Here is a 13,308-nt window from a genome sequence, read left to right as displayed (position 1 = left end):
GCCGGGAGGCTTTGAATTGCAAGAGGCAACCCATGTCTGATCGTGCGCAACGCGCCGCAGCGGGTGGCCTACGGGCTGTACGCCGAGCAGTTTTCCGGCACCGCGTTCACGGTGTCGCGCGAGGCCACGCGGCGCAGTTGGCTGTACCGCATCCGGCCGGGTGCCACGCACGGGCATTTCGCGGCGTACGCGCACCCCACGTTCCACAACCGTTTCGATGAGGTGCCCGCGTCACCCAACCGGTTCCGCTGGTCGCCATTGCCGGAACCAACCGGTGCGCTCGATTTCATCGACGGCCTGGTGACGCAGGCGGGCAACGGTGCGGCGGCGTCGCAGCATGGCATCGGCATCCACCAGTACCTGGCCAACCGCGACATGGTGGGCCGCTATTTCTACGATGCGGATGCCGAACTGATGATCGTGCCGCAGGCCGGCCACCTGCGGGTGCTGACCGACATGGGCGTGCTGGACGTCGAGCCGCAGCAGATTGCGGTGATTCCGCGCGGTTGCCGTTTTCGCGTGGAGCTGCCGGACGGCAAGTCCCGCGGTTTCGTGGGTGAAAACTTCGGCGCGCATTTCCGCCTGCCGGAGCTGGGTCCGATCGGCACCAATGGCCTCGCCAACCCGCGCGATTTCGAATACCCGGTGGCGGCCTACGAAGACACCGACGGCCAGTTCGAGCTGATCGCGAAGTTCCAGGGCAACCTGTGGCGCGCGCCGATCGACCACTCGCCGCTCGACGTCGTGGCGTGGCACGGCAACAACGCGCCGTACCGCTACGACCTGCGCCGGTTCAACGTGATCGGTTCGATCAGCTACGACCATCCCGACCCGTGCATCTTCTGCGTGCTGACCTCGCCCAGCGCATTGCCGGGCGTGGCCAACATCGACTTTGCCATTTTCCCGCCGCGCTGGCTGGTGGCCGAGGACACGTTCCGTCCGGCCTGGTTCCACCGCAACGTGGCCAGCGAGTTCATGGGGCTGATCCACGGCGTGTACGACGCCAAGGGCGGCGGCAAAGGTGGCTTCGAGCCCGGCGCCACCAGCCTGCACAATTGCATGAGTGCGCACGGCCCCGATCGCGCCTCGTTCGAGGCCGGCTCGCACGCCGATACCAGCAAGCCGCAGCATGTGGCGGACACCATGGCCTTCATGTTCGAGACGCAATTGGCCATCCATCCCACCCGCCAGCTGCTGGAATCGCCGGCACTGCAGCAAGACTACGATCATTGCTGGCTGGATCTGGAAAAGCATTTCCAGCCGCCGGTCTGAGCGGGTAACGTCTCCTCGCGGCAGTCGGCGCGCGCCGGCTGTCCTGGTCTTTTGCTACGGGAACATCGCATGAAGCTGGGTTCACTCAAGGTTGGCGGCCGCGACGGCACGCTGGTGGTGGTCAGTCGCGACCTGACGCGGGCAGTGCGTGCCGACGGCATTGCCCCCACCTTGCAGGCCGCACTGGACGACTGGCCGCACGCGGCGCCGCGCTTGAATGCGCTGGCACAGCAATTGGCGCTGGGTGCGGCGGCCGGTGCGTTTGACCTGGATGTGCACCAACTTGCCGCGCCACTGCCGCGCGCCTACGAGTTCGTCGACGGCAGCGCCTACCTGCCGCACGTGGAGCGCGTGCGCAAGGCGCGCGGTGCCGAGGTGCCCAAGTCGTTCTATACCGATCCGCTGATGTACCAGGCCACCAGCGCCGGCTTTCTCGGCCCGCGCGACGACGTGATGGTGCCCAGCGAGGAGTTCGGCATCGACCTCGAAGCCGAGGTGATCGTGGTCACCGACGACGTGCCGATGGCCACGACGCCGGCCCAGGCGGCGCAGCACATCCAGCTCGTCGGCCTGATCAACGATGTTTCGCTGCGCGGCCTGATTCCCGGCGAGCTGGCGAAGGGCTTCGGTTTCCTGCAGTCCAAGCCGCGCTCCGCGTTGTCGCCGGTGCTGGTGACGCCGGACGAGCTGGGCGACGCCTGGCAGGGCGAAAAGCTGCATCTGCCGATGCGCACCTGGCTCAACGGCAAGTGGTTCGGCGCGCCCGAATGCGGCGTCGACATGCAGTTCAGCTTTGCCGAGCTGGTGGCGCACGTGGCCAAAACGCGGCCGCTCGCCGCCGGCACGCTGGTCGGCTCCGGCACCATCGCCAACCAGGACACCAGCCTTGGCGCTTCGTGCCTCGCCGAGCAGCGCACGGTGGAGACCCTGCGCGACGGCAAGCCTTCGACCCCGTTCCTGAAGTACGGCGACACGCTGCGCATCGAAATCACCGATCAGGCTGGCGCGTCGGTCTTCGGTGCGATCGAGCAGAAGATCGTGCCGCTGGTGCGCTGAGCGTGGCGTTCGGTTGGGGTAATGTGTCGGGCTGAAGCCTGACCCGCGACCTCGGCGCTCCCCGAGGTCGCCTTGCCGAATCTCGAATCTCGAATCCCGGCCTTCAGCTTCGCCACCGGCGCAACCCCAGCGCCGCAAACAGCACGCCGGTGAACACGCCGTAGCCGCACAGCGGCGGAAACACCTGCCGCCAGATCGCGCCGCTCGCGCGCAGACCGGTGGCGTGTTCGATGCCGGGCAGCGACACGGCGTCGTAGGCGACCATGCAAACGGCCACCGCGCCGAGCGTGGCGACCCACAGCGCTGCGGCGTCGATGCGCCGCTGCGCGATCGAGCGCGGTCGCGACCTGGCGTAGTGCAGGTACATCCAGCCAAGCACGGCGAGGATCGGCGCAAGCAGCAGCAGGGCGAGGAAGCGCATGGCGGGCGTCAGTCGTCGTGGCGGACAAGTTGCGCGAGCGCGGTTTCGAGGTGCCCGCGCAGCGCGGCGCGCGCGGCTTCGTCCGCCACCGCTGCGGAGCGTCCCACCTCGTTGCCGTCGACGGCGAGCACCCATTGCGTGCCCTCGGCGCGCAGTGCGACGCCGCCAGCACCGGCCTGCAGTTGCTGCTGCACGCGGCCAGCAGCCTTGGGGTCGGCAAACGGCACGGAGAGCAGGAGCTCCGCCCCGTCGGCGGCAAACAGGCGGAAGCGGAAACCGTTGGCGCCATCGCGGAAACTCGCCAGGCGCGCGGCCTTGGCTGCCTTGGTCTTTGCCGCCTTGGCGGGTTTTTCGCCCTGCATCTGATGGAACGCGCGCAGGCCCACCGCGGCGCGGATGGCGGCGATTTTGGGCGTGGCGATCGCGCGCGCCTTCGCGGCGCCGGCATGCAGGATCTCTTCGATGTCAGCCGGCCTGGCGAGGAGTGCCTCGTAGCGCTCGCGCATCGGCGCCAGCGTCGCGTCCAGCAACTCGAAGAGCTGCTTCTTCGCCTCGCCCCAGCCCAGCCCGTCGACCAGCGCCTGGCGAAACGCCGCGTGCGCCTCCACGCTCGCAAACGCCTGATGGATGGTGGTGAGCGAGGTGCTGTCCGGATCCTTCGCCACGCCCGGTTCGCGCGAGTCGGTGACGATGCGCGACACCGCTTCGCGCAGCGCCCTGGCACCGCCGGCGAACAGCGGAATGGTGTTGTCGTAGCTCTTGGACATCTTGCGGCCGTCCAGGCCGGGCAGCGTCGGCGCGTCCTCGTCGATCGCCACCTCAGGAAGCACGAAGAACTCGTGGCCGTATAGATGGCTGAACCGCTGTGCGATGTCGCGCGCCATCTCGATGTGCTGGATCTGGTCGCGGCCGACCGGCACATGGTTGGCGTCGAAGGCGAGGATGTCGGCTGCCATCAGTACCGGGTACATGTACAGCCCGGCGGTGATCGCGGCGTCCGGGTCATCGCCCGTTTCGCGGTTGTGATCGACGGCCGCCTTGTACGCATGCGCGCGGTTCAGGAGCCCCTTGGCGGTGACGCAGGTGAGGAACCAGCACAGCTCCGGGATCTCTGGAATGTCCGACTGCCGGTAGAACGTGACGCGTTGCGGATCGAGCCCGGCCGCGAGCCACGTGGCGGCGATCTCCAGCCGCGAGCGCTCGACCCGCGCGGCGTCGCCGCACTTGATCAGCGCGTGGTAGTCGGCGAGGAAAAAAAACGCATCGACCTCGGCACGTCGGCTGGCGGCAATCGCCGGGCGGATCGCGCCGACGTAGTTGCCGAGGTGCGGGGTGCCGGTGGTGGTGATGCCGGTAAGGACTCGGGTGTGCATGGGGCGTGCGGCGCAAAAATGGCAGTGTACGTCATTCGCGCGCCGTCCCAGTTTTTGCGCGCCGATGCAAAAAGATCACTTTTGGCGCGGCATATTCCCGATGCAGGGGCGACACCCGCGGAGGCACACCGATGCCAGGCAAGTTCACGTTGTTTACCGGAAAGAACGGCGAGACCTACTTCAACCTCAAGGCCACGAATGGCCAGATCATCCTCAAGAGTGAGGGGTACAAGGAAAAAGCCAGCGCGCGTAGCGGCATCGAGTCGGTGCGACGGCATGCGGTGGATGCCGCGCGTTTCGAAAAAAAGACTTCCGCCAACGGCAAGTTCCATTTCGACCTCAAGGCAGCCAACCATCAGGTGATCGGCAGCAGCGAGATGTATGAAACCGAGGCCGCCCGCGACAACGGCATTGCCTCCGTGATGGCGAATGCGCCAGCGGCCGCGCTGGTGGAGGAGTGACTGGCGGCACCGTGCGCGCAGGCGTCCCGGTGGTTGCCGGTTCGCCACGCGCACGGCGCCGGGCGCTACCACGGCGTCAGCGCAGCAAGGTGGATTTGCCGAACAGGCTTTCGATCAGGTCGACGGCGAGCTTGGCGGTGGCGTTCTTGCGGTCGAACGCGGGGTTCAGCTCGACGATGTCGAGCGAGGCGAGCTTGCCGCAGTCGGCGATCATCTCCATGCACAGCTGCGCCTCGCGGTAGTTCGGCCCGCCGCGCACGGTGGTGCCGACGCCGGGCGCGATTGCCGGGTCGAGGAAATCGACGTCGAGGCTCACGTGCAGGTGGGTGTTGTCGTCCACGCCGGCCATCGCCGCTTCCAGCGTGTGGCGCATGCCCACTTCGTCGATGTGGCGCATGTCGAACACGGTGAGTCCGGCGGCGCGCACGAGGCGCTTTTCGCCTTCATCCACCGAGCGGATGCCGATCTGGCGCAGCTCGGCCGGCGTGATCGCCGGGGTGTGGCCGCCGATCGAGGTGAGCAGTTCCGGGCCGTTGCCGGTGAGGCACGCCACCGGCATGCCGTGGATGTTGCCCGAGGGCGTGGCCGCCGCGGTGTTGAAATCGGTGTGCGCGTCGAGCCACAGGATGCGCAGCTTGCGCCCGTGCTCGCGACAGTGGCGGGCGACCGCACTGATCGAGCCGATGGCGAGGCAGTGGTCGCCGCCCAGCATGATCGGCAGATTGTCCTGCGCCAACTCGGCGTGGACCGCTGCGTGCACCGCGCGGTTCCATTCGGCGACCTCGGGCAAGTGGCGATAGCCGTCTACCGGCGGCAGCCACGGGTTGTGCGGCCCGTGCAGATTGCCGCGATCGAGCACTTCGTAGCCGCGGGCGCGCAGCTTTTCGGCAATGCCCGCCACCCGCAACGCCTCCGGCCCCATCGACGCGCCGCGCGCGCCGGCGCCGATGTCGGTGGGAACCCCCACCAGTGCGATCGTTTTGCTGCTCATGGTGCATGTCCACGAAATGAGATTGCCGCCCAGTTTAGCGGGGCGACCGACGTGGCGATGTGCGCATGCAAGGTGGTGCCGGCACCCGGATTCGAACTGGGGACCTGCTGTTTACAAGGCAGCTGCTCTACCAACTGAGCTATGCCGGCAAGGGGCGGGATTCTCTCAGAAACAACGCGTGGTGTGCGAGCCCACGCCGGCGGCCTTGACGCGGGTGCGCCAGTCGAGGTCGCTGCGCGCGGTGACCAGGTCGAGCCAGTATTGCGGCACCGTTTCCGTGCGCTCGGTGACGCGGGCGGGGAAGCCGGCAGCCACCACTTCCGCCCGCCGGCGTTTGGCGTTGTCCTGATCGTGGAACAGGCCGAGCGACACCGTGTTGGGCTGGTCGCTGCCGCTGACGACGAAGTAGTCGTTGATGCCCTTGTCGGCCAGCTGGCGGGTAGTGGCGATGGCTTGCGCGCGGTTGGGCGAGGCGGGCAGATAGACCCACCAGCTGCGCGATTGCGAAACCTGTTCCTGCCGCGAGCGTGTGCGCTTGGTGTAGGGCGTGAGCGCGTTGCGGGCCTGTTGCAAATCATGCGGCGTGGCGAACGGGCCGAGGGCGAGGCAGCGCAGTGGGGCTGGCACGGCTGGTTTGGCGGGAGTGGACGGCGCTGCGGGTTCAGCGGCGCTCGTCGCGTCGGCCACGGCTGGGGCGGGTGATGCGGGGCTGGTGGTGGCCGTGGTCGCCGCACTGGCAGGGACCTCGGACAGCAGGTGCAGCTCCGGCACGCCGGGGTTGGTGACTGGCGCCACGTGCGGGTAGGGCTGGCCCAGGAACAGCCACGCGCCAACCACGATGTTCAGCGTCACCAGCAGGACGAACAACAAGCGCAGGAACATCGGCCCCTCGTTGGTGGCGAAAACGACCTATTGTGCCGCGACCCACGCGGCAAGTCCGTGCAACACGCTGTCGTGGGCCAGCTGCGCCGGGCGCGCCAAGAGCGGCAGCAAGGTACTGGCGTCGCCGCCGCCCAGGCGCAGGATGGGGGCGCCGCCCAGCGCGGGCGCCATGTGCAGCGTGAAGCGCTCGATCAAGGCCACCGCCGCCAGCCAGCAGCCCGAAGCAACGGCATCGGCGGTGTTGTCGGCGGCGTCGACGATGCGCCCCGGATGCTGCGGATGTACCTGCGCAGTGGCGCCCAGCAGCGATTGCTGCATCAGCCGCGGTGCGGGGGCGATCCACCCGCCGAGGTGGCTGCCGTCGGCGGCCAGCGCATCCAGCGTCAGCGCGGTGCCGACGCCGGCCAAGACGCAGGGAGCCAACCCGTCGACGTAGGCCGCAACCATCGCCAGAAACCGGTCAACCCCGAGGCGGTGCGGTTCGGGATAGGCGTTGCGCACGCCGCAGGCAGCCGCCGGCGTGCGCAGCCACGACGTCGGCCGATTGAAGGCGGCGGTGACGGCGGTCGCCACCAGGGTTTCGCGTAGCGTATCCACCACCGAGGCGCCGAATACGGCAGCCGGCGCGGGCAGCGCCTGCCAGGCGCGCGCGAGGGCGGCAGGCATGTCGTCCTGCCAGCCAATGGCACCGTGCGCCTGCCACTGCCGGTCTTCGGCCAGCGCCCACTTGAGGCGGGTGTTGCCCAGGTCGAGCAGGAGGTTCATGCGCGGCGCACCGTCACGTCGGCGCTGTCGACATGTTGCAGCGAGCCGTCCGGACGCTGCAGCAGCAACGCGCCGCGCTCATCCACGCCGGCGCCGATGCCGGTGTGCGTGCCGCCAGCGCCGGTCAGGCGCAGCGGCAAGCCGTGCAGCAAGTCATGCCGCGCGTAGTCCTTGGCAAACGCCGCAAACCCCTTGCGCTCGAACTGCGCGAGGCCGTTGACCAGTGCCGCGATCAACGCGGCGGCGAGGCGGTTGCGGTCGGGGGGCGTGCCGCCGGTCAGGCTGGCAAGATCGCAGGCTGGCTGGCCGGCTTGCTCGCGCAGCGCGGTGGTCAACCGCAGATTGAGTCCGATGCCGATGACCGCGGCGCACGGGCCGAGGTATTCGCCGCTCAGTTCGACCAGGATGCCGGCGAGCTTGCCCGGTGGCTGGCCGGGTGCGGTGGCCAGCAAGTCGTTGGGCCATTTGAGACCGACTTCCGCCGCGCCCAGGCCCGTCAGTGTCTGCACCACGATGACGCCAATCGCTAGCGACAGTCCGGACAGCGCGGCAAAGCCGCCGTCGAAACGCTTGAGGCACGACAGGTACAGGTTCAATCCCGGCGGCGACAACCACTGCCGGCCGCGCCGGCCACGCCCGGCGCCCTGGGTCTCGGCGATGACGATGGTGAGGTCGCTGGCGTCGTCACCGCGGCGTTGCAGCTCGCTCGAAGTCGAATCCAGTTCCCAGTGCACTTCGAGCCCACCGAGTTGGCGGGCAACGGTGGTCGGCAGGGCGGCACGAATGTGCCCGGCATCCAGCAGTTGCACCGGCCATGGCAGACGGTAGCCCGCCGCGCCGCCCGCCTCGATCGGCACCCCGCGGGCGCGCAGGGCTTCGATCTGTTTCCACACCGCGGCGCGTGTCACGCCGGCCTTGGCAGCCAGCTCCACCCCGGAGCGCGGTTCACCGGCAGCCAGCTCGGCCAGGAGGTCGGCGGCCTGCATCAGGCGAAAACGTGCATCGCGGGCACGGCTGCCACATTGGAATTCATTGGGCGCATTCGCAGCATTGTAACGGCGTCGGTGATGTTTCGTCCCGGCGTCTGGTGGGCCTGCCGCGGGCGTGTCACGGCGGCACTGGCATCGCCCGCGGCTTTCTGCGAACATCCAAAACCTCGCTTGTGGATCAAGGGGTTGCATGCCATGAGTGGCAAACAATGGATGGTGGCAGGCGTGCTGGCCCTGGCCGGTATCGGCAGCGCGATGGCAGCGGAGATGGATACCCACGACATGGCGTCGGGCAGCCGCAACGCCGCCGAAAGCAGCTTGCACGAGGCGGGCGGCGCCACCGGTGGCGATCTGCTCGGTTTGAGCCATGACGCCGCATCCTCGCGGCGCGGCAGCGAAAGCGACGGTGACAACAGCAATGCCACGGGCAGCCGTGGCGGCAGCACGGCCGGTGGCAGCGAACACGGTGGCCGCAGTTCCGCGCCAACCAGCGCACGTCCGGCTCCGTTGGGCTGGCAATCGCTGCTGCCCGGTTCGATCCAGTAGCGGTGGTGGGCGCGACGCCGGCGGTTATTCGGCCGGCAGGTTGACGCTGAAGCGGGCACCGCCGAAATCTGGCGAGCGATCCACCACCAGCTCCCCGCGGTAAGCCTTGACGATGTCCTGCACGATGGACAGCCCGATGCCGTGGCCTTGCACGCGCTCGTCCCCGCGCACACCGCGCTGCAGCACCTTCTCGATCTGGTCGGCGGCGATGCCGGGGCCGTCATCCTCGACGCTGAGCTTGAGGCCGGCGTGGGTGCGGCCGGCGGCCGGCGGCACGGTGACCACGAGAAACACATGGTGGCGCGTCCACTTGAACGCGTTTTCGAGCAGGTTGCCCATCAGTTCGAGCAGGTCGTTGAGCTCGCCGTAAAAGCTCGCGCCCTCCTGGATGTCGAACTCGCACAGGACGTTTTTCGTGGCGTAGACCTTTTCCAGCATGCGCACCAGGTCCTCGGCGTGGCTGGCGATCGGCACCGCGGTGGCAAAGGTCTGCCGCCCGGACGTAGCAGCGCGGGCGAGCTGGTAGGCGACCAGATCGTTCATGCGTTGCACCTGCTCCAGCACGCCTGTGCGCGCCGGGCCCTGCTCAGCTGATTCGAGCTGCGAGCGGATCACGGCCAGCGGCGTCTTCAGGCTGTGCGCGAGGTCGGCCAGGGTGTGGCGATAGCGCGCGCGCTGCTCGCGCTCGCTATCGATGAAGCCGTTGATGCGCCCGGTGAGGCCGGTCAGTTCAAGCGGGTACTGGCTGTCCAGATGGTCGCTGTCGCCGTGCTCGACGCGCGAGAGGTCGCTGGCTACCTTGCGCAGCGGGCGCAGGCTCCAGCGCAGCAGCACGATCTGCAGCACGATCAGCAGCATGCCCAGCGCGGACAGCCACAACGCCAGCGTGCGCCGGTAGACCGCGTTTTCGCCTTCGAACTGCTGTTCGTTCTGCGCCACCATCACCGTGGCCGGGGTCGACTTGTGGCCGGGGTAGTCGAACGCCACGCCCATCGCGAAGTAGTACAGCCGCCCCATGCGGGTATCCACCGGGCCGGCAAACTGGCGCGTACCCGGCTTGAGCGGCGTGAGGAAATGGAAATCGTGGCCGATCGCGCTGGTGGATTCCCAGCGGAAACCTTCCGGCCCGAGCACTACCGCGTACAGCCCGGAGCCGGGTTGCGAAAACTTCTGCGGCGGCGAGTCGGGCGGCAGCAGGCGGCCGTCGCGGTTGGCGTCGGTGTGGGTGATGATGTCGGTGATGGCGGCGTCGCGCAGGCGATCATGCAGCGTGTTCAGCGCACTCTGCTTCTTGGCAACCGCCATCACTACCCCGACCAGGCCGAGGAACGCCGCCAACACCAGGCCCGAGGTGATCGCCGAGCGGGCCGCCAGCGACAGCGGGCGGCGCCGCGCCGGCTCACTCGTCGTCGTTGTCGGTGCGAGGGATGGCAAAGCGGTATCCACGTCCACGCACGGTCTCGATGGGCTTGAGTGCGCCGTCCGGGTCCAGCTTGCGGCGCAAGCGGCCAATGAACACTTCCAGCACGTTGGAATCGCGGTCGAAATCCTGCTGGTAGATGTGCTCGGTGAGGTCGGCCTTGGAGACCAGCTCGCCGGCGTGCAGCATCAGGTATTCGAGCACCTTGTACTCGTAGCTGGTGAGATCCACCGGTTTGCCTTCGACGTTGACCGTCTGCGCGGTGGTGTCGAGCTTGATCGGCCCGCAGGCCAGGATGGGCTTGGACCAGCCGCTGGCGCGCCGCACCAGCGCATTGATCCGCGCCAGGAGCTCCTCGACGTGGAACGGCTTGACCAGGTAATCGTCGGCGCCCTGCTTCAAGCCTTCGACCTTGTCCTGCCAGCCGCCGCGCGCAGTGAGGATCAGCACCGGGTAGCGCTGGCCGTTTTCGCGCAGCGCCTTGATCAGCTCCATGCCGCTCATCTTCGGCAACCCGAGGTCGATGATGGCCAGGTCGAACGGCACCTCGCGGCCGAGGTAGAGCGCTTCTTCGCCGTCTTGCGCGGCATCGACGGCAAAGCCGTCGCGTTTCAGGCGTGCAGCAAGCGTTTCGCGCAGCGGCGCCTCGTCTTCCACCAAAAGGATGCGCATGTCAGTGTCTCTCCTTGCCGCCGAAGTCGCGGGCGGGCGGGTGCGGGATGTTGCGGATTGCCGGAAGGGCGGGGCGTGCGCTGTTGCCGGAGGCCGGTACGGTCATTACCCGCACGTGGCCTTCGGGGGTGAGTACCTTGATACGGTATTCGGTGCGCCGATCCCAGCGGCGCGATTCGGCCGACAGCACTTGGCCGTCGGTTTCCTGCTGCACATGCGTCACTGCGTCGCCGAGGCTCAGCTCGCCAGGCTTGGCCTGCGACTGCGCAAGCGCCGGCCCGGCGCCGAGCACCAACGCCAGTGACACGACCCATGTACGACATGCCTTCATGAAACATCCGAACCGTCAGTTGCCTTGCATCGTTCAGTTTCGATAGTGAACCTGAATAGTGACCGCACCGGTCACCGCTGTCACGCCGCTGCCGCCATCGGCAGCGCGCGTTCGATCAGCGTCCAGCCGGCCTCCGGCCGGTGCGCCTCCTCGCTCAGGCGCCGACGAAAACCGCGTGCGCCGGGTTCGCCCTGGTACAGACCGAGCAGGTGGCGGGTCATGTGTTTGAGTGCCGTGCCGCGCGCCAGTTCCGTCTCGATATATGGGCGCATGCGCTCCAACACCACTTCGCGGGTGGGTAGCGGCGTGCCGTACAGCGCGTGCTCCAGCCGGGCCAGCAGGTATGGGTCGTGGTAGGCGGCGCGGCCGAGCATCACGCCGTCGAGCGCCGCCAGCTCCTCGCGCACCTGCGCCAACGTGGTAATGCCGCCGTTGATCGCCACCGTCAGCGTCGGGAAATCACGCTTCAAGCGATGCACGCGCGGGTAGTCGAGCGGCGGCACTTCGCGGTTTTCCTTGGGCGAAAGGCCCTTCAGCCACGCCTTGCGTGCATGCACGATCAACACCTGCACGCCGGCGTCGACCATGGTCTGGGTGAAGCGCTGCAGGTCGGCGTAGGCATCCTGGTCGTCCACCCCGATCCGGCATTTCACCGTGACCGGCACGCCGACCGCATCCTGCATGGCCTTGACGCAGGCGGCCACCAGCGCCGGCTCGCGCATCAGGCAGGCGCCGAACCGGCCCGACTGCACGCGGTCGGAAGGGCAGCCGACGTTGAGGTTGATCTCGTCGTAGCCGGCCGTTTCGCCCATCCGCGCCGCGGTCGCCAGCTCGGCCGGCTCGCTGCCGCCCAGTTGCAGTGCCAGCGGGTGCTCCGCCGCGTCGTGCGCCAGCAGGCGCCACTGCCCGCCGCGCACCAGCGCCGCGCTGGTCACCATCTCGGTGTACAGCCGTGCGTGCGGTGCGAGCAGGCGGTGGAAATAGCGGCAGTGGCGGTCGGTCCAGTCCATCATCGGCGCGACCGACAGCCGCCACGGCGAAGTTGGCGTGACCGGCGTATTCATCAGGCCGCCATTGTCCCGCATTGCGCCAGCGGATACAGCGCCGGCGCCGCGGGCGTTCAGCCACAGGCGGCAAACCGGCACATCGCGTAAAATGCTGCAATTGCAGCATGGGTGGCGCCGATCGGCGGCGCGCGGCATGCGCGGTTCGAGGCGGCGACACATACATGGTAGCGATGGCCACCGAGCACGTGATCGACGTGCAGCACTGGAACGATGCACTGTTCTCGTTCCGCACCACGCGTGATGCGGGGTTCCGTTTCGACAGCGGGCAGTTCGTGATGATCGGGCTGGAGGCGGAGGGGCGGCCGCTGCTGCGGGCGTATTCGATTGCCAGCGCGAGCTGGCAGGAGCATCTGGAGTTCTTCTCGATCAAGGTGCCGAACGGGCCGCTGACTTCGCGCCTGCAGCACCTGCGCGTGGGCGACCCGGTGGTGATGTCGCGCAAGCCGACCGGTACACTGGTGCTCACCGACCTGAAACCCGGCAAGCGCCTGTACCTGTTCGGCACCGGCACCGGGCTGGCGCCGTTCATGAGCATCATCCGCGACCCGGAAACCTACCAGCGCTTCGACCAGGTGGTGCTGGCGCACGGCGTGCGCCGCGTGGCCGACCTGGCCTATGCGCACTATCTCGAAACCGAGCTGCCGCAACACGAGTACCTCGGCGCGCGGGTGCGCGAACAGCTCATCTACTACCCCACGGTGACGCGCGAGCCGTTTCGCCACCATGGGCGCATCACCGATGCCATCGTCGACGGCTCGCTGGCCGCGGCCACCGGGCTGCCGCCGCTCGATCCGGCCATCGACCGGGTGATGCTGTGCGGCAGCCCCGGCATGCTGGAGGACCTTTCCGCGCTGCTCGACGGCCGCGGTTTCCGCGCCTCGCCGCGCACGCGCGAGCCAGGCGATTACGTGATCGAGCGCGCCTTTGTCGAAAAATGAGCAGCAAAGCGCGTGGCTGGCTGGAATCCGACTGGCCGTGCTGCCTTGGCACCGCTTGCGCGGCGGGGGTTTGACCCCTATGTGGTTCGTGGGCCGAAAACCAGCGCGCGGTGGCCGATACAAT

Annotated in this window: 15 protein-coding genes and 1 tRNA gene; 5 read left to right on the top strand and 11 right to left on the bottom strand. The window is 68.1% G+C overall.

Annotated features, from left to right (window positions below; translation table 11 throughout):
- Positions 1–42 precede the first annotated feature (42 nt).
- Complete coding sequence (hmgA, locus tag AC3WP6_RS12545) at positions 43–1,272, top strand: homogentisate 1,2-dioxygenase (RefSeq protein ID WP_492628028.1); 1,230 nt, start codon at positions 43–45, stop codon at positions 1,270–1,272.
- A 69-nt stretch (positions 1,273–1,341) separates the two neighbouring features.
- Positions 1,342–2,328: a fumarylacetoacetate hydrolase family protein gene (locus AC3WP6_RS12540; RefSeq protein ID WP_492628027.1), complete on the top strand. Its 987-nt coding sequence runs from the start codon at positions 1,342–1,344 to the stop codon at positions 2,326–2,328.
- 103 nt (positions 2,329–2,431) lie between these two features.
- Here AC3WP6_RS12540 and AC3WP6_RS12535 read toward each other — a convergent pair whose 3' ends face one another.
- Both AC3WP6_RS12535 and AC3WP6_RS12530 read right to left on the bottom strand, forming a co-directional pair.
- A complete protein-coding gene (locus AC3WP6_RS12535) occupies positions 2,432–2,749 on the bottom strand; it encodes a hypothetical protein (RefSeq protein WP_492628026.1) in 318 nt (105 codons plus the stop codon).
- A gap of 8 nt (positions 2,750–2,757) precedes the next feature.
- On the bottom strand, positions 2,758–4,122 hold the full coding sequence (locus tag AC3WP6_RS12530; RefSeq protein WP_492628025.1) for a tryptophan--tRNA ligase: 1,365 nt from the start codon (positions 4,120–4,122) through the stop codon (positions 2,758–2,760).
- Between the two features lie 131 nt (positions 4,123–4,253).
- Between AC3WP6_RS12530 and AC3WP6_RS12525 the strand changes: the two genes are divergently transcribed.
- Positions 4,254–4,583, top strand: coding sequence for a YegP family protein (locus AC3WP6_RS12525; RefSeq protein ID WP_492628024.1), 330 nt, complete (start codon positions 4,254–4,256; stop codon positions 4,581–4,583).
- Between the two features lie 76 nt (positions 4,584–4,659).
- Here the strand turns inward: AC3WP6_RS12525 and rocF are convergent, their stop codons facing one another.
- The 5 genes from rocF to AC3WP6_RS12500 form a co-directional block, all read right to left on the bottom strand.
- Entirely contained in the window at positions 4,660–5,574 is a 915-nt protein-coding gene (gene rocF / locus AC3WP6_RS12520; protein ID WP_492628023.1) for an arginase, read from the bottom strand.
- A gap of 73 nt (positions 5,575–5,647) precedes the next feature.
- A tRNA-Thr gene (locus tag AC3WP6_RS12515) sits at positions 5,648–5,723 on the bottom strand.
- 16 nt (positions 5,724–5,739) lie between these two features.
- Entirely contained in the window at positions 5,740–6,456 is a 717-nt protein-coding gene (locus tag AC3WP6_RS12510) for an SPOR domain-containing protein (protein ID WP_492628022.1), read from the bottom strand.
- Positions 6,457–6,483: 27 nt separating this feature from the next.
- A complete protein-coding gene (locus tag AC3WP6_RS12505; RefSeq protein ID WP_492628021.1) occupies positions 6,484–7,221 on the bottom strand; it encodes a type III pantothenate kinase in 738 nt (245 codons plus the stop codon).
- A complete protein-coding gene (locus AC3WP6_RS12500) occupies positions 7,218–8,207 on the bottom strand; it encodes a biotin--[acetyl-CoA-carboxylase] ligase (RefSeq protein WP_492628020.1) in 990 nt (329 codons plus the stop codon). The genes AC3WP6_RS12505 and AC3WP6_RS12500 overlap by 4 nt, the downstream gene beginning before the upstream one ends.
- Positions 8,208–8,405: 198 nt before the next feature.
- On the opposite strand from AC3WP6_RS12500, the gene AC3WP6_RS12495 reads away from it, so the two are divergent.
- Complete coding sequence (locus tag AC3WP6_RS12495; RefSeq protein ID WP_492628019.1) at positions 8,406–8,756, top strand: hypothetical protein; 351 nt, start codon at positions 8,406–8,408, stop codon at positions 8,754–8,756.
- 24 nt (positions 8,757–8,780) lie between these two features.
- Here the strand turns inward: AC3WP6_RS12495 and AC3WP6_RS12490 are convergent, their stop codons facing one another.
- From AC3WP6_RS12490 to dusA, 4 genes are all read right to left on the bottom strand, one after another.
- Entirely contained in the window at positions 8,781–10,190 is a 1,410-nt protein-coding gene (locus tag AC3WP6_RS12490) for an ATP-binding protein (RefSeq protein ID WP_492628704.1), read from the bottom strand.
- Entirely contained in the window at positions 10,156–10,848 is a 693-nt protein-coding gene (locus AC3WP6_RS12485; protein ID WP_492628018.1) for a response regulator transcription factor, read from the bottom strand. Before AC3WP6_RS12485 ends, AC3WP6_RS12490 begins: the two co-directional genes overlap by 35 nt.
- 1 nt (position 10,849) lies before the next feature.
- Complete coding sequence (locus AC3WP6_RS12480; protein ID WP_492628017.1) at positions 10,850–11,155, bottom strand: PepSY domain-containing protein; 306 nt, start codon at positions 11,153–11,155, stop codon at positions 10,850–10,852.
- A gap of 104 nt (positions 11,156–11,259) precedes the next feature.
- Positions 11,260–12,243, bottom strand: coding sequence for a tRNA dihydrouridine(20/20a) synthase DusA (dusA, locus tag AC3WP6_RS12475; RefSeq protein ID WP_492628016.1), 984 nt, complete (start codon positions 12,241–12,243; stop codon positions 11,260–11,262).
- Between the two features lie 164 nt (positions 12,244–12,407).
- Here dusA and AC3WP6_RS12470 point away from each other — a divergent pair, with 164 nt between their 5' ends.
- Positions 12,408–13,184 (top strand): ferredoxin--NADP reductase, encoded by a 777-nt coding sequence (locus AC3WP6_RS12470; protein WP_492628015.1) that lies wholly within the window; start codon positions 12,408–12,410, stop codon positions 13,182–13,184.
- Positions 13,185–13,308: the final 124 nt, after the last annotated feature.

The organism is Rhodanobacter sp. FW106-HT46G03, assembly GCF_058789895.1.
Note: the sequence above shows the minus strand (reverse complement) of the source record. Positions and strands in the feature narration are given on the sequence as shown.

What these genes read in the sequence shown, in the direction of transcription:
- AC3WP6_RS12505 (WP_492628021.1), bottom strand. Translation starts at nt 7,221, where the DNA reads ATGAACCTCCTGCTCGACCTGGGCAACACCCGCCTCAAGTGGGCGCTG.
- rocF (WP_492628023.1), bottom strand. Translation starts at nt 5,574, where the DNA reads ATGAGCAGCAAAACGATCGCACTGGTGGGGGTTCCCACCGACATCGGC.
- dusA (WP_492628016.1), bottom strand. Translation starts at nt 12,243, where the DNA reads ATGAATACGCCGGTCACGCCAACTTCGCCGTGGCGGCTGTCGGTCGCG.
- AC3WP6_RS12500 (WP_492628020.1), bottom strand. Translation starts at nt 8,207, where the DNA reads ATGCAGGCCGCCGACCTCCTGGCCGAGCTGGCTGCCGGTGAACCGCGC.
- AC3WP6_RS12495 (WP_492628019.1), top strand. Translation starts at nt 8,406, where the DNA reads ATGAGTGGCAAACAATGGATGGTGGCAGGCGTGCTGGCCCTGGCCGGT.
- AC3WP6_RS12485 (WP_492628018.1), bottom strand. Translation starts at nt 10,848, where the DNA reads ATGCGCATCCTTTTGGTGGAAGACGAGGCGCCGCTGCGCGAAACGCTT.
- AC3WP6_RS12530 (WP_492628025.1), bottom strand. Translation starts at nt 4,122, where the DNA reads ATGCACACCCGAGTCCTTACCGGCATCACCACCACCGGCACCCCGCAC.
- AC3WP6_RS12535 (WP_492628026.1), bottom strand. Translation starts at nt 2,749, where the DNA reads ATGCGCTTCCTCGCCCTGCTGCTGCTTGCGCCGATCCTCGCCGTGCTT.
- AC3WP6_RS12540 (WP_492628027.1), top strand. Translation starts at nt 1,342, where the DNA reads ATGAAGCTGGGTTCACTCAAGGTTGGCGGCCGCGACGGCACGCTGGTG.
- AC3WP6_RS12470 (WP_492628015.1), top strand. Translation starts at nt 12,408, where the DNA reads ATGGTAGCGATGGCCACCGAGCACGTGATCGACGTGCAGCACTGGAAC.
- AC3WP6_RS12525 (WP_492628024.1), top strand. Translation starts at nt 4,254, where the DNA reads ATGCCAGGCAAGTTCACGTTGTTTACCGGAAAGAACGGCGAGACCTAC.
- AC3WP6_RS12510 (WP_492628022.1), bottom strand. Translation starts at nt 6,456, where the DNA reads ATGTTCCTGCGCTTGTTGTTCGTCCTGCTGGTGACGCTGAACATCGTG.